The organism is Pandoraea sp. SD6-2, from assembly GCF_000389825.1.
Lineage (GTDB): Bacteria > Pseudomonadota > Gammaproteobacteria > Burkholderiales > Burkholderiaceae > Pandoraea > Pandoraea communis.
In genome coordinates this window covers 159,140-177,464 of record NZ_KB944425.1, presented here as the reverse complement: position 1 = coordinate 177,464, position 18,325 = coordinate 159,140, and the positions used below count along the sequence as shown (strand labels likewise).

General features: G+C 64.7%; 20 protein-coding genes. 17 read left to right on the top strand and 3 right to left on the bottom strand.

Features of this window, described 5'->3' with window-relative positions; translation table 11 throughout:
* The first annotated feature begins 6 nt into the window (after positions 1–6).
* The 17 genes from C266_RS04405 (at position 7) to C266_RS04325 (ending at position 14,075) form a co-directional block, all read left to right on the top strand.
* Positions 7–879 (top strand): motility-associated protein, encoded by an 873-nt coding sequence (locus C266_RS04405; RefSeq protein WP_081636149.1) that lies wholly within the window; start codon positions 7–9, stop codon positions 877–879.
* Positions 876–1,769 (top strand): flagellar motor protein MotB, encoded by an 894-nt coding sequence (locus C266_RS04400; protein WP_010804494.1) that lies wholly within the window; start codon positions 876–878, stop codon positions 1,767–1,769. The genes C266_RS04405 and C266_RS04400 overlap by 4 nt, the downstream gene beginning before the upstream one ends.
* A gap of 18 nt (positions 1,770–1,787) precedes the next feature.
* Positions 1,788–2,084: a flagellar biosynthesis anti-sigma factor FlgM gene (flgM, locus tag C266_RS04395; RefSeq protein ID WP_010804493.1), complete on the top strand. Its 297-nt coding sequence runs from the start codon at positions 1,788–1,790 to the stop codon at positions 2,082–2,084.
* A complete protein-coding gene (gene flgN / locus C266_RS04390) occupies positions 2,081–2,527 on the top strand; it encodes a flagellar export chaperone FlgN (protein ID WP_144265702.1) in 447 nt (148 codons plus the stop codon). Before flgM ends, flgN begins: the two co-directional genes overlap by 4 nt.
* A gap of 208 nt (positions 2,528–2,735) precedes the next feature.
* The gene (flgB, locus tag C266_RS04385) at positions 2,736–3,122 is read left to right on the top strand and encodes a flagellar basal body rod protein FlgB (protein ID WP_036661421.1); all 387 of its coding nucleotides are present in this window, start codon (positions 2,736–2,738) and stop codon (positions 3,120–3,122) included.
* A 2-nt stretch (positions 3,123–3,124) separates the two neighbouring features.
* Positions 3,125–3,535: a flagellar basal body rod protein FlgC gene (gene flgC, locus C266_RS04380; RefSeq protein WP_010804490.1), complete on the top strand. Its 411-nt coding sequence runs from the start codon at positions 3,125–3,127 to the stop codon at positions 3,533–3,535.
* Positions 3,532–4,254, top strand: a complete 723-nt coding sequence (locus tag C266_RS04375) for a flagellar hook assembly protein FlgD (protein ID WP_010804489.1) — start codon at positions 3,532–3,534, stop codon at positions 4,252–4,254. Before flgC ends, C266_RS04375 begins: the two co-directional genes overlap by 4 nt.
* A complete protein-coding gene (locus C266_RS04370) occupies positions 4,251–5,357 on the top strand; it encodes a flagellar hook protein FlgE (RefSeq protein WP_010804488.1) in 1,107 nt (368 codons plus the stop codon). Before C266_RS04375 ends, C266_RS04370 begins: the two co-directional genes overlap by 4 nt.
* 4 nt (positions 5,358–5,361) lie before the next feature.
* Positions 5,362–6,093: a flagellar basal body rod protein FlgF gene (locus C266_RS04365; RefSeq protein ID WP_010804487.1), complete on the top strand. Its 732-nt coding sequence runs from the start codon at positions 5,362–5,364 to the stop codon at positions 6,091–6,093.
* A 35-nt stretch (positions 6,094–6,128) separates the two neighbouring features.
* Positions 6,129–6,917, top strand: coding sequence for a flagellar basal-body rod protein FlgG (gene flgG, locus C266_RS04360; protein ID WP_010804486.1), 789 nt, complete (start codon positions 6,129–6,131; stop codon positions 6,915–6,917).
* A 12-nt stretch (positions 6,918–6,929) separates the two neighbouring features.
* On the top strand, positions 6,930–7,637 hold the full coding sequence (flgH, locus tag C266_RS04355; protein WP_010804485.1) for a flagellar basal body L-ring protein FlgH: 708 nt from the start codon (positions 6,930–6,932) through the stop codon (positions 7,635–7,637).
* Between the two features lie 13 nt (positions 7,638–7,650).
* Entirely contained in the window at positions 7,651–8,811 is a 1,161-nt protein-coding gene (locus C266_RS04350; RefSeq protein WP_010804484.1) for a flagellar basal body P-ring protein FlgI, read from the top strand.
* A gap of 59 nt (positions 8,812–8,870) precedes the next feature.
* The gene (locus C266_RS04345; protein ID WP_010804483.1) at positions 8,871–9,149 is read left to right on the top strand and encodes a rod-binding protein; all 279 of its coding nucleotides are present in this window, start codon (positions 8,871–8,873) and stop codon (positions 9,147–9,149) included.
* Positions 9,150–9,211: 62 nt separating this feature from the next.
* Entirely contained in the window at positions 9,212–10,546 is a 1,335-nt protein-coding gene (locus C266_RS04340) for a flagellar hook protein FlgK (protein ID WP_010804482.1), read from the top strand.
* Positions 10,547–10,576: 30 nt separating this feature from the next.
* On the top strand, positions 10,577–11,485 hold the full coding sequence (locus tag C266_RS04335; RefSeq protein WP_010804481.1) for a flagellar hook-associated protein 3: 909 nt from the start codon (positions 10,577–10,579) through the stop codon (positions 11,483–11,485).
* 47 nt (positions 11,486–11,532) lie between these two features.
* Positions 11,533–12,678: a hypothetical protein gene (locus C266_RS04330; RefSeq protein ID WP_010804480.1), complete on the top strand. Its 1,146-nt coding sequence runs from the start codon at positions 11,533–11,535 to the stop codon at positions 12,676–12,678.
* Positions 12,679–12,839: 161 nt separating this feature from the next.
* Positions 12,840–14,075, top strand: coding sequence for a flagellin (locus tag C266_RS04325; protein ID WP_010804479.1), 1,236 nt, complete (start codon positions 12,840–12,842; stop codon positions 14,073–14,075).
* 171 nt (positions 14,076–14,246) lie between these two features.
* Here C266_RS04325 and C266_RS04320 read toward each other — a convergent pair whose 3' ends face one another.
* The 3 genes from C266_RS04320 to C266_RS04310 are packed head-to-tail and all read right to left on the bottom strand — an operon-like array spanning position 14,247 to position 18,298.
* Positions 14,247–16,325 (bottom strand): flagellar biosynthesis protein FlhA, encoded by a 2,079-nt coding sequence (locus tag C266_RS04320; protein WP_010804478.1) that lies wholly within the window; start codon positions 16,323–16,325, stop codon positions 14,247–14,249.
* Positions 16,326–16,329: 4 nt separating this feature from the next.
* Positions 16,330–17,478 (bottom strand): flagellar type III secretion system protein FlhB, encoded by a 1,149-nt coding sequence (gene flhB / locus C266_RS04315; RefSeq protein WP_010804477.1) that lies wholly within the window; start codon positions 17,476–17,478, stop codon positions 16,330–16,332.
* Between the two features lie 4 nt (positions 17,479–17,482).
* Positions 17,483–18,298: a flagellar biosynthetic protein FliR gene (locus C266_RS04310; protein WP_010804476.1), complete on the bottom strand. Its 816-nt coding sequence runs from the start codon at positions 18,296–18,298 to the stop codon at positions 17,483–17,485.
* Positions 18,299–18,325: the final 27 nt, after the last annotated feature.

Genomic DNA, 18,325 nt, shown 5'->3' with positions numbered 1-18,325 from the left:
AGGGAAATGAAACTATTGATGCTTGGGGCTGCCGTGATCGGGGGCAGCGTGTTCGGCATGTTCTGGCTCAATGGTGGCCAGTTCGAGACCGTCTTCCATCTGAACGAACTCGTGCTGGTTGTCGGCACGGCGCTGGGCGCGTTTCTCGTCGGCAATACGGCCCGCGTGCTGGGCGACTTGCGCGCCGTGGTTGTAGCGGCAATGCGGCGCCGGCGTCATGGCGATGCCTTCGAGCAGGAATTGCTCACCCTCACTTACTCGCTGCTTCAGACCTCGTCGCGCGACGGCGTTCGCGCGCTCGATGTGCACCTCGACGACCCGTCGCGCAGCCCGATCTTCCAGCGCAGCTGCCACGTGCTCTCCAATACGAAACTGGTCGACTTCACGGTCGATGCCCTGCGTGTGGCATCACTGAGCAAGGGCTCGCGCAGTGAACTCGACAGCCTGCTGGCGATGGAGATCGAGAGCCGCGAGCGCCGCATGATGCACCCGGTACAAGCGCTTCACAAACTGGGAGAATCGATGCCGGGTTTCGGCATCATCGCGGCGGTGCTGGGACTGGTGCTTGCGATGTACGACATCGGCGCGGGTGCCGCTACCGCCACGATTACGCGCCAGGTTGCGGTCGCCATGGTGGGCACGTTCTTTGGCGTTTTCGCTTGCTATGCGGTCATCGGCCCGCTGGCGAACCGCCTGTCGCAGTCCGTCGTCGTGGAAATGACCGGCTACGAATGCGTCCATGCGGCGCTTATCGCCTTTCTGAGCGGCAAGACGCCGCTACTCTCGGCCGATGCCGGCCGCCGCATGCTGCAATACGGCACGTTGCCCAGCTTCAACGCGCTTGAGGGGTGGGTGCGCAACGTCGAGGATGGGCGATGAGCACGCGTCGATCGCGCTTCGCACAGGAAGAGCATAGCGGTGCCTGGAAGGTGGCGTTTGCCGATCTGTGTCTGGTCCTCATGTGCCTGTTCGTCGTGATGTGGATGCTCGAGCGGCGAGTCTTCGAAGCACCGTCGCCGGCCGACTCGCAGGCGTCCAGTACTCAGCAACCGGCGTGGAAGTCGTCTTCCTCCGCGAGCGCCTCACCGTCCGACGCCCGACAGTCGGCGGGCGAGACGGCGGGCGAGTTCCCCCACGGTCAGTTCGAGTCGCCGGCCGATATGGCGCGGCTTGCCACCGCCGTGCAGCAACTCAGCGAAACCGCCAAGCTGTCGGATCACGTGAGCACGGCCATCACGCCGGACGGGTTGCGCGTGCGGCTGGCGGACTCCGATGAACGTGGCATGTTCGAGCGTGGCAGCGCCGTTCCTTCGCCCGGCGCACGCGCACTCCTGACCCGCATTGGCGGGCTGCTGTCGGGCGTCGAGAATTCGCTGATGATCGTTGGTCATACCGATGCGGTTCGCTATCGCACGACGGCGGCCGACGGGTATACAAACTGGCATCTGTCCTCGGAACGCGCGCTCGCGGCGCGCACCGCACTCGTTGCGGGGGGGCTGGAACTCGATCGCGTGTTGATGGCCGTCGGCATGGCAGACCACGCGCCGTTACTGACAGACGATCCCGTCGCGGCAGCCAACCGGCGCATCGAGTTCGTGGTGCTCACGAAGGCGAGGGCGATGCAACTGGCCCAGATGTTCAGCGCGCCGCACGCTGGCGAGATGGTGCTTTCCGGTCAGCACGCTGCGGCAGATGCGGCCGAGATCGCCACGCTCCCTGCGCGTTTAACAAACGACGGCGACCGGTCGCCTGATGCGAGTGAACCGTAATTTCCAAGGACACCTCTCATGCCCAAGATCGACTCGATTGCCAATGTCACGCCTATCGACGCCGTGCGCCCGCGCCTGGCGGCAGGGCAGAACAAGGGGCAGGCCGCGATGCCGGCCGCCGCCGGTACCGCTCGTGCGGTGCCTGCCGGCGCGAGCGAATGGCTCGCCAGCGCACGCGCTGCCGTCGAGTCCGCGCCGCGCATCGACGCCGGCAAGGTCGCCCGAATCAAGGCGATGCTGGCAAGCGGTGAGCTGACTTTCGACGGTGAGCGCGTGGCGAACGGGATTCTCTCGCATCACGGGATGTTGCGTTGAGTCCCGAGCTACAGCGTATGCGCAGCGAGTGCGTGGCGCGCATCGTGGCGGACGTCGATGCCGATCTCGGCGACTATCGTCAGTTGATCGAGACGCTCGACGTGCTGCATCGCGCGCTCGTCGACGAGCAACTTGGCGCGCTTGGGCGCGCACATGACCGGGCGGCGCAGTTGGTGAGCCGATTGCAGGTCCGCGCACGGCACCGGGTGCAATGGCTCGAACAGGCGTTCGGCGAGGCATCGGCCAATACGATGGCCCCGGTATTGCAGTGGCTGGACGCGCCCGCGCGTGAGACATTTTCCGCGCGCTGGCAAGTCCTTCAGGCATGCGCGGCGCGGTGCAAGGCCAGTAACGCGCGCAACCTGCAAGACATCGGCATGCGCCTTCAGGCACTCGATGTCGTGTTGTCTCCTGCCTCGGCGACCTACTCGCCGCAGCGCTGAATCCCCGGTATCGCGCTCAGCGACGGGCGACATCGCGTAGCGCAAAAATCAAAGTCAATAGACGACCGCCTACGCAACCAGCGTCATTTGCCCAAAGCGAGGCAAGCGCCTTGGGAAACACGTCAATTTCAAGCGCTTTCGAGCCGCTTTTCGATAGTTTTGCCGACAATGAGTGCAGTCGATATCAGTGACCCACGGAGGCGGAGTTTTGCAGACATTTTTTTCTCAGGCGCTTGGCGTACACGCTGCGGCTTTGCGCGCGAGAGAGGAACGCACGCGCGTGCTTGCGGCCAATCTCGCGAACGAGGCGACGCCCGGCTATCAGGCGCGCGACCTCGATTTCGGCGAGCGGGTGCAGCGGCATCTGGACGCAGGCATGGCGCCGCTCGGCAGTGCCGATGCGTTCCATGCAGGCGATTCATCCGACGCTTTGCGCTATCGCGTGCCGATGCAGGCGCGCACCGACGGGAACACCGTGGAACTCGGTACCGAGCAGGCGCTCTTTGCGCAGAACCTGTCTGACTGGCAGGCCAGCCTTTCCTTTCTGAACCGGCGTCTTGCCGGATTGCAGAAGGTCATCGACGGAGGCCGTTGACGATGAGCTTCAGAGAAATTGCGGGAATCGCCGGCTCGGCGATGGCCGCGCAGACGATTCGACTGAACACGGTAGCGAGCAATCTGGCGAACGCCAACGCCGTGACGGGCGACGCCGAGACGGCGTATCGCGCGCGCAAACCGGTGTTCGCCACGGTGCTGGGTGAGGCGCAAGGCGCGCAGCACGTGCAAGTCATCGACATTTATGAGAGCGAGGATTTGCCGCGTGTTGCTTACGAACCTGGCAATCCGGTCGCCGATGCCGATGGCAACGTCTTCTACGCGAACGTGAATGCGATCGAGGAAATGACGGACATGCTCGATGCGTCGCGCGCGTTTCAGACCAATCTGGAAGTGCTGGCCCGTGTGCGCACGGCGCAGCAGGAATTGTTACGACTCGGAGAACGCGGATGACGCCACATATTGGGAACCTCTCCGGCGCGTTGAACGCGCCGGCGAATACCGCAGCCGCCCCGGCGCCCGCAGGCAATGCGGGCAAGACGGGCGATTCGGGTGAAGACATCCGGATGATGTTCACGAAGTTGCTGGTCGCGCAGATCCGCAATCAGGACCCGCTCAATCCGACCGATCCGGCGCAGTTTGTCGCGCAACTCACGCAACTCAGCCAGACCGAAACCATGCAACAGGTCGGCCAGCGCATGCTGGCGCAGACCAACATGCTTTCCGGTTTGCAGGGCTACGCGTTGGGCAGCCATGTCGGCCGGGACGTGAGCGTGCAGACGTCGAGCATAGCGCGCGTGAGCGGACAAGGCGTTCGCGGCACCGTTGAACTGCCGGCGGGCAGCGAAGCTGCCGAGATCGTGCTCACGAGCCGCGATGGCAAGACGTTTCGCAAGCCGTTGCCGGCCGCCACGGGACGAACGGAATTCAGTATCGATGACACCTGGTTCGCCGCAAACAACCTGGGTGCGGGCCAGCTCGGTATCCACGTTCAGGCGGGCACCAACAAGCTGCCGGTTTTCGTCTCGGGGCGTATCCAGCGCGTGCATCTCGACCGTGCTGGTGCACAAATCGACGTGTCGGGCGTGGGTCGTCGCATCGACGCGGCAAACATCAAGGAATTGTCGGCTGGTACGCCCTCGGGTGCGGCCAATAACGGGAGTGCAGCATGAGTTTCGATATCGCCCTGTCGGGCATCAACGCCATCAACAAATCGCTTGAGACGATTTCGCAGAACATCTCCAATTCGGAGACGAACGGTTACAAGTCGGGGCGGACCCATTTCGCGTCGGCGATGGCCGAGACGCAGCCAGCGGGTGTCAAAGTGAGCGGTACCCGGTATTCGGTCGAGGCCAACGGCAGCTTGCGCAGTTCCGGCGATCGCCTGCATCAGGCGATTCAGGGCGGCGGCTTCTTCATCCTCAAGGAGACCAACGGACAGCGCGTCTATTCGCGGGTGGGCGACTTCCAGATCGACAAGGACAGCAAGCTGGTCGACGGAAGCGGGCGTAGCGTACAGGGCTTTGCCCAAGGCCAGTCGAATGTGTCGGATGTGAAGATCGACAAAAGCCCCGTTGGCGCATTGCCGAGCACGGCAATCAACGTTTCCGGCCGTTTGCCCGACCCTTTGCCGACGGCGCCCAGTCAGGTCGGAGAGATATCGGTCACGTACCGTGACGCCAGCGGCGAACTTGCCGTGAGAAACCTGAGGTTCGAAATGGTGGCGGGCGCGCCGGACACGGTGCGAGTTTCCGAAGTCGACGGGCCGAACGCCGTTGCTTTGGGCGATCTGGATCCCACAACGATGCTATTGACCCGGACGCCGGGCAGCGGCACGCTTCCTGACCTGAATTTCAGCGGCATGAACGCCCAGCGCGGTGCGTTTTCCGCGACCGCAACCGAAGTCGGGGGCCGCGAAGCGGGCGAGTTCGTCCGCGCGCGCATCGACAAGGATGGCTCGGTCGTCGCGGAGTACAGCAACGGCACGAGCAATACGCAATATCAACTCGCCCTCGGCGAATTCGCCAACGTGGGCGGTCTGGTGCCCGTGGACGGCACCGTCTGGCGCGAAACCGGCGATTCGGGGGTTGCCCAACTGCGCCGGCCCGGCGAGGGCGCCACGGGCGTACTCGTCAGCGGTTCGCTCGAAGGGTCGAACGTCAACGTGACGGACGAACTGGTCAGCCTGATGTCCGCACAACGCAACTATCAGGCGAACACCAAAGTCATCTCGACGCAAAACGAGATGATGCGCAACCTGATGCAATCGATCTGACGCGATGGACGCCCTGATCTATACCGCCATGTCCGGCGCGCAGCGTGCGCAGGATACCCAGCATATGGTGGCCCACAATCTCGCCAACACCACGACCACCGGCTTTCGTGCGTCATTGGCCGTGGCGCAGGCCAATGCCGTGCCCGGCGCCGGCCTGGCTTCGCGCCACTATGCGGTGCAGGCGCCGGCCGGTCTCGATACCACGCCCGGCGTTCTCGAATCGACCGGACGCGCGCTCGACGTCGCCATCGATGGCGATGGCTATCTGGTGCTCGCGGCGCGTCCCGAAGACGGTGCGGATGCCGTCTACTCGCGTGGGGGCTCGCTCAAGCTCGATGGCGAGGGCACATTGCGGTTGCATGGCCGCCCGGTCATGGGCGAGGGCGGTCCCATCGTCGTGCCGCCGCATCGAGCCCTCGACATCGGCGCAGACGGCACGGTGGCCGTGCTGCTCGAAGGCTCGACCGAACTGGTGCCGGTAGGCACGCTGCAACGTGTGCTCGCCATGCCGGGCGACATGCGCAGCACCGGGGGCGGCCTGCTCGTGAGCGATGCAGGCACGTTGCCCGGCGATGACGTCGTGTTGCGCGGCGCCCATCTCGAAGCGAGCAACGTCTCGGCCGTGGGCGCGATGGTGCAGAGCATGAACGCGAGCCGCGACTTCGAAATGCAGATGCGCGTGCTCAAGATCGCCGACGACATGGCAGAAGGCGGCAATCGCCTCATGCGCGGATAAACCGCGCCCATTCACCCCATTCCCATCGAGATGTCATGAATCCCGCACTCCTCATCGCCCGCACGGCGGTTCGCGCGCAAGACGCGCAGTTGCAGTCCATCGCCAACAATCTGGCCAATGTGAATACCACGGGCTTCAAGCGCGACCGGCTCGCGTTCGAAGACACGTTCTATCGCGCCGTGCGTCCTGCGGGCGCACGCACGCAGGGCGACGCCACGCTGCCCGGCGGCATGTACTTCGGTACCGGCGTGCGGCTTGCCGGCACGCAGAAGCAGTTCGTCAACGGCACCGAACAGGACACCCAGAACGAACTGGATGTCGCCATCACCGGGCGCGGCTTCCTGCAAGTTGAAATGCCCGACGGCGAGACCGCCTACACGCGCGCCGGCAATCTTCGTCTGGACGTGGATGGACGTCTGGTGACGCAGGCAGGCCACCCGTTGGTGGGCGACATCGTCGTGCCGCCCGGTGCGCGCGATCTGACGATCAGTGCTGACGGCGATATCAGCGCCCTCGAAACCGGCGACACCGAGCCGACCTCGCTCGGCCGCCTGCAATTGGCCGGTTTCGTGAACCCGTCGGGCCTGCGCCCGATGGGCAGCAACCTGTTCGCAGAGACGGCCGCCAGCGGCCCGGCCATCGAAGGCAACCCGGGTGAAGAGAACCTGGGGCTGCTGCGGCAGAAGGCGCTCGAAGGCTCGAACGTGGTTGCCGTCGAGGAAATGGTGAACATGATTCAGGCCCAGCGCGCATACGAAATGAGCACCAAGGTGCTGTCGGCGGCCGACAACATGATGCAGAGCCTCGCGCAGGTCGCGCGGTAACGGACGGGGACGATGATGACGGACACGACCCGCCACCTGCCGCGCGATGCCCGGATGGCTTATCGCGGCGTGCGCGCGGTGGTCGTGGTAGCGCTTGCCGCCGTGCTCACGGGCTGCGCGGGCTATCTGCCACCGCAACTCGAAGAGAGCGACGACCTGCCCAGCGTGGCCGAGATGTCGTCGCAGGGGCAGGCGGGCGGCCTCTTTTCCACCGGGAACGCGCTGTCGCTGACATCGGACCAGCGCGCGTTTCGCTCGGGCGATGTGCTGACCATCGTGCTGCAGGAGCAGACACAGGCGAGCAAGCGTGCAGGCACGCGGCTGGACAAGCGCAGCGACATGTCGATCGACGAGATCACGTTGATGGGCAAGTCGACGTTAGGCGACTCTGCGCTCGGCGCGCGACGCGGCTTTCGCGGCGATAGCTCGAGCACGGCGCAGAACACGTTGCGTGGCGCGATCACGGTCGTCGTACATCGCGTATTGCCCAGCGGGCTGTTGCACGTGCGCGGTGAGAAGCGCCTGTTCCTGAATCAGGGCGAAGAAACCGTGCGCGTCGCCGGGTACGTACGTGCGGGCGATATCGATACGACCAACCGTGTGTCGTCGCTGCGTGTGGCAAATGCCCGCATTCAGTATTTCGGTACGGGCGCGCTTGCCGACAGCAACAATCCCGGCTGGCTCACGCGCTTCTTCAACAGCCAGTTCGCGCCGCTCTGAGGGGGAGATTCGTATGTTCGGAATATCTGGCGCGCTTTCGCGTGTGCCCCGCTGGCTCAACGCATTGCCGTTGTCGACGACGATCGCCGCTATCGCTGTGATCGCGGCGTTGGTCGCGGCACCGGCAGGTCATGCACAAACCGTGCGCAACTACGTGAACGTGGAAGGCGTGCGCGACAACCAGCTTGTCGGCTACGGTCTGGTCGTGGGGCTCCCAGGGAGCGGCGACGGTCCGCGCTCGCGCCACTCCAGTCAGTCGCTCGCCAACCTGCTCAAGCAATTTGGCGTGAGCATGCCCGATAACGTGCGACTGCGCTCGCGCAACGTCGCGGCGGTCATGGTCAGCGCAACGTATCCGTCCGGCTTCCTGCGCGGACAGACCATCGACGTGACCGTGTCGTCGATGGGCGACGCGCGCAGCCTGCGCGGCGGCACGCTGCTGCTGACCCAGCTTCGCGCGGTCGACGGACAGACCTATGCGCTCGCACAAGGCAACCTCGTCGTGAGCGCCATGCAGGCCGAGGGGCGCAGCGGGTCTCGCGTTCAGAAAAACACCCCCACCGCCGGACGCGTGCCCAATGGGGCGACGATCGAGCAAGAGATTCCCGTGCCGGTGGGCGAGGGCGGCGCCATGCGTCTGAGCCTGAAGCGGCCCGACTTTCAGTTGGCGGCCAACATCGCCGACGCTATCAGCAACCGCTTTGGCGAGCGCGTGGCGCAGGCCGTGAACGGCAGCACGGTTGAGGTGAGCGCGCCCGAAGATGCCGATGCGCGCGTGCGTTTTCTGGCGGAGGTTCACTCGCTGCCCGTGCCGGGGGTGAGCCGGGTGCCGCGTGCGGTCATCAATGCCCGTTCGGGTACGGTGGTGATCTCGCAAGGAGTGACCGTGCGTCCGGTGGCCGTGTCGCACGGCGCGTTGCGCGTGACGGTGACCGAGTCGCCCATCATTTCCCAACCCGCACCGTTCTCGCGTGGCCGTACGGCCGAGGCGCAACGCTCGCGCATCGACGTGCAGGAAGACGGCATGGACATTCAGGTCTGGCCGGATGGCGTCGATCTGCAAACCATCGTCGACAGTCTGCGCCGCTCGGGGGCGACCCCCGACGACGTGATTGCGATCCTGCAAGCTTTGGACGAAGCTGGCGCGCTTAACGGCGAGCTGCATGTGATTTGAGAGATCTGATGACGCCGATAACGCACAACCATTTGATAAATTCCGCCGCCGGGTCGCCTATGCAGAATGCGGGCGCGGCATCGGCTGCGCCGAGCGCGAATCTCGAGGCGGCCGCCGAACAGTTCGAAGCGATCTTCATCGCGCGGCTGCTTGGCGAAATGCGACGGGCCACTCAGGCGTTGCGCGACGGTCGCGACGACGCCGGCGGGCTGGGCACGCGCGACCGTTCGACCGACGGCCTGCACGACTGGGCCGACACGCAGGTCGCGCAGGCGCTGGCATCGCGTCGCGCCTTCGGCATTGCCGACACGATCATCCGGCAAATGACGCGCCGCTGAGCGCGCGCCGCACCCGCCCCGCACCCACGCCGCGCCAACACGGACACGACAGGCACTTAACCATGAACATGCTGAACATCGCCACGCAAGGCGTGAAAACTGCGCAGTTGCTGCTCGATAACGAGTCGCTGAACATTTCGCAGATGGGAAATTCGGCGTACACGCGCCGTAATGTGCGCGTGACGTCGCGCGCCGATGGCACGGTGCAGGCGCAGGAAGTCGCGCGCGTGGCCGGGCTGGAGCAGCGGCGTCAGTTGTGGCGCGCTGTGGCCGGCGCCAGCGAGCTGGAGGTACAAAAGCCGCACGCCGACGCGTTGCTCACGCAACTGGGCGGGACCGACGTGGCGAGCGACCCGCTGGGTCTGCGTGACTTCGTCAAGGCGCTCGACCACGAGGCGCAGACGGTCGGTGGCGACGTTCATGCGGATGAAGTCTTCGCGGCGTTGGGGCGTGTTGCCGAACGCACGAACCTGATGTTCTCTGCGTTGGAACGCATGCGCGAGAACGTCAACATGGTGCGCACCGGGGATGCGGAAAAGGTGAATCGGCTGACGGCCACGCTTGCCGACCTGAACCGTCTGCATCGGCTGGCGCCGGACGAGGCTGGCCGTCTCGCCATCGAGGATCAACGCGATCAGGCACTGGGCGAACTGGCGACGTTTATCGATGTGGATGTCCGCGAGGACGGCAGTGGGGCGTATCACATACTCACGCGCAGCGGGCACCCGCTCGTGCTGGGCAATCGCGCGGCGCAACTCGAAGCCCTGCCGGCTGGCGGGTACGCGCTTGTGGCCGGCGCGTCGCGGGTGAATGTGCCGGCCGAAGGGCTGGGCGGCCGCCTGGGCGGGCACGACAGGTTTCTCACACGCGAGCTGGATCAACGCATTGCCGACGTGACGGAAGTTGCGCGCACGCTCGTCGAGCAACTGAATCGGGCGCATGCCGACGACCAGTCCTCATCCTTCAGCGGTACACCGCTACTGTCGATGACGACGAGCCCGAATGGCGCGCCGCGACTGGAACGCACGCTCGCGACGGCGCAAGGTCTCGACCTCAACGCCGATAGCCTCCACGGCAACGGCAAGACGTTGCAGCGCCTGAAAGGTGCGATCAACGCGCCGGTATCGCTCCCGGGCCGTGTGAGCGGGACGCTCGTCGAAGCCATGAGTGCGCTGGCCGCCGACACCGGCCGCCGGGCCAGCGAAATCGAAGCCAGCGGAACGTCTGCCGGTGCGGTGCTGGTGTCCGCGCGAACCCAGTTTCAAAAGCAGGCGGGTGTCGACGAGACCGAGTCGGGCGGCGCACTCATGTCCTACATGAAGCTCTACCGCGCGAACGCCCGGGTGGCCTCGGTTGCCAACGAACTGTTCGACGCCACGTTGGCGATGGTGCGCTGATCCGGGTAACGCCCGGGAAAGGAAAACACAATGCAGATCAATCACCACTTCAGCCGTTTCGAGCGCGAGCACGTGCTGCGCGACATGAAAGAACGGCTGGCGCGCATGACCGACCATGCCCGCGAAGAAAAGCGCGTACTGCGGGCGTCGGACGACCCCGTCGATTTCGAGCGTATCGCCCGCATCGACCGTCAACAGCAGACCATCGCGCATCGCACGAAGGTCATTGCCAGCCTTGAGGCCGATCTCAAGCAAGCGAGCGTGAGCCTGAAGAATGCTCGCGACCGGCTCAGCGCCTTCAGGAACGAAGTGTCGCTGAAGGCCGATGCGTTGCAGGCCGGCGAGGCGCAGGCGTCCGCAGACAAGATTCGAGAACTGATGAGCGGACTGGTTGGCGCGATCAACACCCGCCGCGCGGACGGCAGCTATCTTTTTGCCAGCAGCGGTGCACCCATCAGCGACACTGCCGGGCCGGGCGCTGCGGCAGTGAACTTTGCGCTGAGCGCAGCCGCGCAAGCCCCGGCGGCCGTCGAAATCGGCGACGGGTTGCACCATACCCACGCGTCGCAGGTGTGGCAAGGAATGCCGGATCTGCTCAATCGTCTCGGGGCGGCAGCCGCGTCGTTGACGAATGCGGGTAACGCGGGTCAGGGCACCGTGTCGAGTGCTGTGCTGCGCGGTCTCGCCGAGCCGGTTGGCAATCAGGCCAGCCAGGTCTCGGCCGCCGAGTTTGTGAATGACCACAGCGTGAAGCGTCTTGAAGCCGTGCGCAAGGATCATGTGTTGCAGGGCGAGGTGTTGGTGAAGGCCCGTGTCGCCATCGAGGGCAAGAGTGCCAACGAGGCGTTGCCGGCGTTGTTGGCCATGTACCGTGCCATTTCGGCCGCGCGCACCGCGCACGCTGAAGTGGGTAAGTTGTCGTTCTTCGATGCGATCTAAGAGGCTCGTCGTGGACTTGCACCGTCTGACCCAAGAGGATTTTGTCCATGGTTGACATCGTCCGTGAGATTCCCGGGAGTGCCGCGCTCGACGACGCACTGATGCCGTCGCGTCTGAATCCCCGCAGGGGCGACGCTCAGGAAGCCGGCGCTTCGGCCCGTGCGCCCGCCGGCGTCGGTTCGACGAATGCCGCGCCGGGCGTGACCGGGGGCGCGCGCGTTGGCGCGCCGGCATGGCCCGCGTCGCGGGGCGCTGAGTGGTTCGACAAGCAGCGCGTCGCGCAAGTGACCGAACTGATTGCTCGGCATGCGACGGCCAGCCGTGCGAGTGCCGGTGCGCAATGGTTGTCGACGCTTCATGCCTCGGCGAGTGTGGCAATGACGTCGCTTTCGCGCTGGCAAGACGGCGACCCCGTATCGCAGGCACAGGCCCGCCGGGCGCTCGACGCCCTCGGCGCGCATTGGCAGAACCGCGAGCGCGGTAGCCTGGGCACGGTCGATGACCGCTTGCATTTCGACGAACGGGGAAACGCGCCGAGACGGTTCACGGTCGATGGTGTCGCCCCCGCGCAGTGGCGCGCGTCGAAGGCCGAGCAGATTACGCTCTTCCCCGCCGGCCCCCACAAAGCGGGTGTCGAGATCGACGTGGCGAACGCGGTGTCGCAAGCCGGGTTGCGTCGCCGCGCGACGCGAGCATTGGCGGCCTACGGCATCACACTGGAACCGCCCCCGCCCGAGCGCGGATGGGTGATGAGCACGCCGGGTACGGCGTGGCCGTCGCTGGTGTCGCGCATGGCCATTGCGCAAACGAGCAAGGGCGCTAGCGGCCATGCGCAACGTGCAACGCTTCGGGAGGCACCTGATGCCATCGCGCCGCAGACATGGCGTCTCGATGGCGCGGATGCCGTTGCACAGACGCGCCGCGCACTCGCATCGATGGTGCGGGCCATTCGGGCATCTCATGTGTTGGCGCAGAACACGGCGCGAGCTTCGACGCAGGCTGTCGGCAGTGCGGCGTTGGTGAATGACCGCGCCGCTATCGACGACGAAGCATTTGACATTGCATTGGCATCGGCAAAGGCGTGGACGTCACGACTGGGCAAACAGCCGCCGTTCGTTGCGCTGACGCTCGCGATGCCGAAGGGTATCCCCGTGACGCGTGCAAACGTGCGGGCGTTGCTTGGCGCGATCTAGGTAAGCGTCGCGGATTTGGCCAACGCCCTGTCGAGTGGCGGGTGCAGATGGGAAAAATCTCCGGGGGAAAGGGTTAACAAAATTCGCGGAGGGACGCCTTAACACGGTGAGGCAGGCAATCCGGTCTGCCGAATAGCTCACCAGAACAAGGAGCCCTAGCAATGTTGACTCTGCATACCAACGTGGCGCAAATGTCGTCGCTGAACTCGCAACGCAGCACCGGCGGCAAGCTGAACGCCATCATGCGCGATCTCTCGACCGGCAAGAAGAACGACCTGTACAAGAACGATCCGGCCGCCGCTCGTATCTCCGCCATGCTGAACATGCACGCCAGCGGCACGAAGTCGGCGATCAGCAACATGAAGTACGCTCAGTCGAGCACCCGCGTTGCGCAAGGCGCGCTGGACAAGGCCAACGAACTGCTCGTGACCATGAAGGATCTGGCCACGCAAGCGAAAGACGGCCTGAAGGGCGACGCTGAAAAGGCCGCGCTGCAACAGCAATACACGAACAATGCACAAGCGCTGCAAGCCATCTTCGAGAACACCACGTTCGCCGGTAAGAACCTGTTGAAGATGGAGTTTGGTCAGCAGGCAACGGGTATTCTGGCAGCGGGCGCGATCGATCTGCAAGTCGGCGCTGGCGCCGCCGAAACGAAGACGCTGAACCTCAGCGCGGACCTCGGGACGCTTTTCAACAGCATTGGCAGTGCGACCGGCAATTTCGGGACCGTAGCAACGGCCCAATTCTCCAACGGTACCGCCGCGGCCACGGTGCTCGGCTACACCTCCGCGGCCGACGGCGCTGTCTCGCTGCTTTCGGAACTCAAATCGAATCCTGCGATGGCCCAAATTCTGGCCAAGACGGGCACAACAGCGCCTGCCACTGTGGATGCCACTGTGGAGGCGTCGCTGACAACATTGTTGGCACTTGATTCTGCCACTAATGCTACGGATTTCAACGCGCTTCTGAACACTGCCCTGGGTAGCCTGCAAACAGCACTGAATGCGTCTGGTCCCGGTTCGGCTAGCGTGAGTGAAAAGGCCCAGCTCGTCGCGGAAATCGATAAGCTGTTCCAATCGAAGCTGACGGCGCAGGATCAACTCGCTGATTCTGCGAGCGCAGGCAGCGTTTTGACCAACCTCGAAGCGGCCATCGGTCAACTCGCCACCGTGCAAGCCAGCATCGGCGCTGCCATGATGGATCTGGACGGTCGTGAAGAAGTCCAATCGACGCTGCTGCAAAATACGCGTGAAGCGAACTCGCGTCTGAACGAAGTGGATTTCGCGGAATCGGTGTCGGAACTGACCAAGCTGCAAACGCAGATGAACGTGAATCTGCAAATGCTGCAAAAGGCCGGCGAAATGCCGGGCATGATCCAGATGCTGCTGCGTTAATTGCGCCGCACCGGCCGGGTGATGTCTTCCGGCCGGCAAGTCTGACAAAAGAGCTAACGGCTTCGTGCCATTGGCTCTTTTTTCTTATGCAGCATGGAAAAAACGCCAACGACCTCATGCCGTTGGCGCTTTGTCACTGCGAACCCACCTACGCGTTGATAAACCCTTTCCTTACCCCAACGTTCCCGCCACTTCGATCTCTTTGGTCTGCGGCACTTCGTTATACGAGAGCACATGCAGGCCGCTCGCGAACATCCGTGCATAACGCGAGAGCAATGGACGCAGTTGCGGCATGACAAGCAGCACCGGCGCGCGGCCTGTTTGCGTCATGTTCTCGCGGGCCTGCGGCATGTGCGACTGCAATTGCTCAAGCAATTGCGGGTCGAGCGGGAAGGCATCGGCGGTTGACTTGCCCGCTTGCTGCGCGGCCGTATAGGCGCCCAGCAGCAAGTTCTCCAGATCCGTCGTGAGCTGGTAGACGTGAAGCGTCGGCTCGTCGCCGATCAGCCCGTGCACCAGCCGCCGCTTGAGCGCGCTGCGCGCCTCGGCAGCCAGCATCAGCGGCTCCTTGCTCACCGCGGAGGCGTTGACCAGCGCCGTCGCCAACACGTCGATATCCTGCAACGACACGGCCTCCGCGAGCAGCAGACGGATAACCGCCAACTGCTGCTGATGCGTCAGCGCCTTGTCCAGCGCATCGGCCAGCGATGGCGACAGTTCCCGCAGCCGTTCGCCGAGCGACGTCACATCCTGATAGGTGAACAAATCGGCCAGATGCGCCTTCATCGCCTCCTGAACGTGCGTGGCGATCACCCCCGCAGGATCGACGATCTGGTAGCCCAGCCCTAGCGCATGCGCGCGTTGCTCGGGCTCGATCCACACCACGGGCATGCCGAATGACGGATCGATGGCCGGCATGCCGTCGAGTTCGCCGTAGCAATCGGGCGCGGCAATCGCCATGAGACGATCGTGCGGTACCGACGCGCTTGCAACGCGTACGCCGCCAACGTCGATGGCATATTCGCTGGCGCCGAGTCCGAGGCCGGTGTCGAGCCTGACCGCAGGCACCACGAAGCCCATCGCCTGCGAAAGCGTTTGCCGCATGCCATAGAGCCGTTGCACGAGCGGGGCGCCTTCGCGTTTGTCCACAAGCCCCACGATCTGGTAGCCGAGGCTGACCGTTACCGGTGAGACGAACGGCAGTTGCTGCCAGGTGAGCGCCGGAGGTTCATGCGCCGTCAGTGCGGCTTCCAGAGCTTCGGTGTCGTCGGCGGCGTCGGGCGCACGCCGCTGGCTCACGCGCCATGCCACGAACCCCGTGACGCCGGCAAAAGCCAGAAACGGCACCGTTGGCATACCCGGGATCACCGCGAGGATGAACATCAACACCGCCACGCTCGCGAGCACCGAGGGCGACGCGAGCAACTGGTTGCCCACCTGCTTCTCGAAGTCGCCCGCGTCGGACACGCGGGTCACGATGATGGCCGCAGCCGACGACAGCAGCAGCGCCGGAATCTGTGCGACCAGCCCGTCGCCGATGGTCAGCAGGGAATACTGACGGAAGGCGTCGCCGGCGCTCATGTCGTGCATCGTCACGCCGATGGCAGCACCGCCGATCAGGTTGATGAGCAGGATCAGGATGCTGGCAATGGCATCGCCGCGAACGAACTTCGATGCGCCATCCATCGCGCCATAGAAGTCGGCTTCCGAGCCCACCTCGCGGCGGCGCGTCTGCGCGGCTTCCTGATTGATGAGACCCGCGTTCAGGTCGGCATCGATGGCCATCTGCTTGCCGGGCAGTGCGTCGAGCGTGAAGCGCGCCGAGACTTCCGAGATGCGCTCCGCCCCCTTGGTGACCACCACGAAGTTGATGATCATCAGGATCACGAACACCACGAGACCCACGACGAAGTTACCGCCGATGACCACATTGCCGAACGATTCGATGACGCTACCCGCCGCGTGCGTGCCTTCGTTGCCCTTGAGCAGCACCACGCGCGTAGAGGCCACGTTCAGCGTCAGACGCATGAGCGTCGTGGCGAGAATGACCGTCGGGAAGACGGAGAAATCGAGCGGACGCCGCACCGACAGACTCACGAGAATCACAACCATCGAGAGCACGATGTTGAACGTGAAAAGCGTGTCGAGCAGCAGCGGCGGCAACGGCAGGATCACCATCGCGAGGATGGCGAAGACGATAAGCGGCGTCAGAAATTTGTGACGCCGAAGGTCGGTCAGTAGTCGGCTCATAAGTTCAGGGATTCGGTCGCGTGACGGGTGGATCGGAGAGCGTCGCGGGCACGGCGGGCGTGTCCGGACGGTCGGGTTGGGTAGTGCGCTCGCCTGCACGCCAGGCGCGCAATTGCAGGACATAGGCCAGAATCACGGCGACCGCGTCGTAAAGGGCGGCGGGAATTTGCTGGTTGACCTGACTGGTGTGGTACAGCGCTCGCGCGAGCGGCGGAGCGCTCACGACGTCGATCTTGTGTTCGCGGGCAATCTGTCGCAGTACGGCGGCCATTTCGTCGAGGCCGCGCGCCACCACATAGGGCGCTTGTGCCCGGCCGGTGTCGTACTTCAGAGCAATGGCGTAGTGCGTCGGGTTCACGATCACCACGTCGGCCGTGGGCACCGTGCGCCGCAAGCTGCGCTCGGCCATGCGGCGCTGGATCTGGCGAATGCGCTGCTTCACTTCGGGGCGTCCCTCGGTCTGCTTGTGCTCGTTCTTCACTTCCTGCTTGGTCATGCGTTGATCGCGCATGAACAGGAAACGCTGCAAGGGCAGATCGAGCAGCGCGAAGGCGACGAAGGCGCCGCCCAGCACGAGCACGGCATCGCGCAACAGCCATAAGCCCACGGTGATCGCCTCACCCGGTGCGCTCGCCTGCAACACAAGCAAGTCGTTCCAGCGTGCGCTTACGACAAGGACCAGCACCGTCACGACCAATGCGACCTTGAAGACGGCGGTGCCGACCTGCGCGTAGTGTTTCATCGAGACCAACCGGCCGAGGTTCGCCTTGGGCGAGAGACGCTGCCATTTTGGTTTGAGCAGCGTGGTGCTGAAGACGTAGCCGCCGGGCAGCATGGCGGCCACGCTGATGCATAGCGGAATGGCGGCCAGCGGCGCGACGAGTTTGACGAGCAGCCACATCGCGGCGGGCAGCAGGGCCGTCCAGGCGTCGTCGAAGCCGATGCCCGCGAGGTCGGCGAACGCCGCAGCGTAGAGCGAGTGGAAATCGTCGAGCTGCGCAGGCGCGGCGACCGCGAGCACGGCCACACTGGCCATGATGCCCACCGCAGTGGCGGTATCGCGCGAGCGCGCTACCTGCCCTTGCTCACGCGCGCGGCGCAGCTTCTGGAAGGAGGCGGCTTCGGACTTGTCGCCGGTGTCTTGGGTCGTCATGCGCTCACCCCGGTCGTGCGACGGGGCCGAGCGAGTCGAGTACGCGCTCGGTCAACGTCAGGTAATGGGCGGGCAGGGCCGGCACGATCGCAGAGAGCACGACCAGCCCGACGAGCGTCGTGACGGCGAAACCCAGCGAAAACAGATTCAGGGCCGGCGCGGCGCGATTGAGCAACCCGAGACCGAATTGCACGATGAAGGTCGTCAGCACGACGGGCAACGCCAGCGTCATCGCAGCAGCCAGCGTCCAGCCGAGGGCGCGCAACAGTCCGCTCAGATCGGCGAGCGGCAGGCCGGCGCCGATGGGCCACACCTCGAAGCTGCGAGCGACGACGGATACCGCGATCAGGTGGGCATCGGCGATGAAGAAGAGCAACGTGCCGAGGCAGACCATCAGCAGCGACACCGGTTCGCTGGCCTCGCCGTTCATCGGATCGTTCATGGCCGCCATGGCTAATCCCATCTGCGACGCGCAGAGATACCCCACGAGCGTGAGCAGACTGCGCACGATGAAGAACGCCAGACCGAGGCACGCGCCGATGATCGCTTGTTCGGCGGCGAGCGCAATGCCCGCGAGCGAGAACGGATCGGTCGGCGGCACACCGGTCTGGGCGAACACCGGCCACAGCGCCAGGCTGAGCACCAGCGACATGAGCACACGCCAGCGCATCGGCACCACGCCTTCGCCAACGAGCGGCAGCATGCTCAGTGCCGCAACGAAGCGGCAGAACGGCCACCACAGCATCACGAGCTGTGCGGGCCACTGGGCGAGCCAGCCTTCGAGGCCGGGGAACGCGGTAAAGGGCAGGGGAAACGGCATGATCGTTCGTCCGGCTGCGGGCGTCGG

Coding starts and splice junctions, on each gene's coding strand:
- C266_RS04405 (WP_081636149.1), top strand. CDS start 7: ATGAAACTATTGATGCTTGGGGCTGCCGTGATCGGGGGCAGCGTGTTC.
- C266_RS04400 (WP_010804494.1), top strand. CDS start 876: ATGAGCACGCGTCGATCGCGCTTCGCACAGGAAGAGCATAGCGGTGCC.
- flgM (WP_010804493.1), top strand. CDS start 1,788: ATGCCCAAGATCGACTCGATTGCCAATGTCACGCCTATCGACGCCGTG.
- flgC (WP_010804490.1), top strand. CDS start 3,125: ATGAGCTTCAGAGAAATTGCGGGAATCGCCGGCTCGGCGATGGCCGCG.
- C266_RS04375 (WP_010804489.1), top strand. CDS start 3,532: ATGACGCCACATATTGGGAACCTCTCCGGCGCGTTGAACGCGCCGGCG.
- C266_RS04370 (WP_010804488.1), top strand. CDS start 4,251: ATGAGTTTCGATATCGCCCTGTCGGGCATCAACGCCATCAACAAATCG.
- C266_RS04365 (WP_010804487.1), top strand. CDS start 5,362: ATGGACGCCCTGATCTATACCGCCATGTCCGGCGCGCAGCGTGCGCAG.
- flgG (WP_010804486.1), top strand. CDS start 6,129: ATGAATCCCGCACTCCTCATCGCCCGCACGGCGGTTCGCGCGCAAGAC.
- flgH (WP_010804485.1), top strand. CDS start 6,930: ATGATGACGGACACGACCCGCCACCTGCCGCGCGATGCCCGGATGGCT.
- C266_RS04350 (WP_010804484.1), top strand. CDS start 7,651: ATGTTCGGAATATCTGGCGCGCTTTCGCGTGTGCCCCGCTGGCTCAAC.
- C266_RS04345 (WP_010804483.1), top strand. CDS start 8,871: ATGCAGAATGCGGGCGCGGCATCGGCTGCGCCGAGCGCGAATCTCGAG.
- C266_RS04340 (WP_010804482.1), top strand. CDS start 9,212: ATGAACATGCTGAACATCGCCACGCAAGGCGTGAAAACTGCGCAGTTG.
- C266_RS04335 (WP_010804481.1), top strand. CDS start 10,577: ATGCAGATCAATCACCACTTCAGCCGTTTCGAGCGCGAGCACGTGCTG.
- C266_RS04330 (WP_010804480.1), top strand. CDS start 11,533: ATGGTTGACATCGTCCGTGAGATTCCCGGGAGTGCCGCGCTCGACGAC.
- C266_RS04325 (WP_010804479.1), top strand. CDS start 12,840: ATGTTGACTCTGCATACCAACGTGGCGCAAATGTCGTCGCTGAACTCG.
- C266_RS04320 (WP_010804478.1), bottom strand. CDS start 16,325: ATGAGCCGACTACTGACCGACCTTCGGCGTCACAAATTTCTGACGCCG.
- flhB (WP_010804477.1), bottom strand. CDS start 17,478: ATGACGACCCAAGACACCGGCGACAAGTCCGAAGCCGCCTCCTTCCAG.
- C266_RS04310 (WP_010804476.1), bottom strand. CDS start 18,298: ATGCCGTTTCCCCTGCCCTTTACCGCGTTCCCCGGCCTCGAAGGCTGG.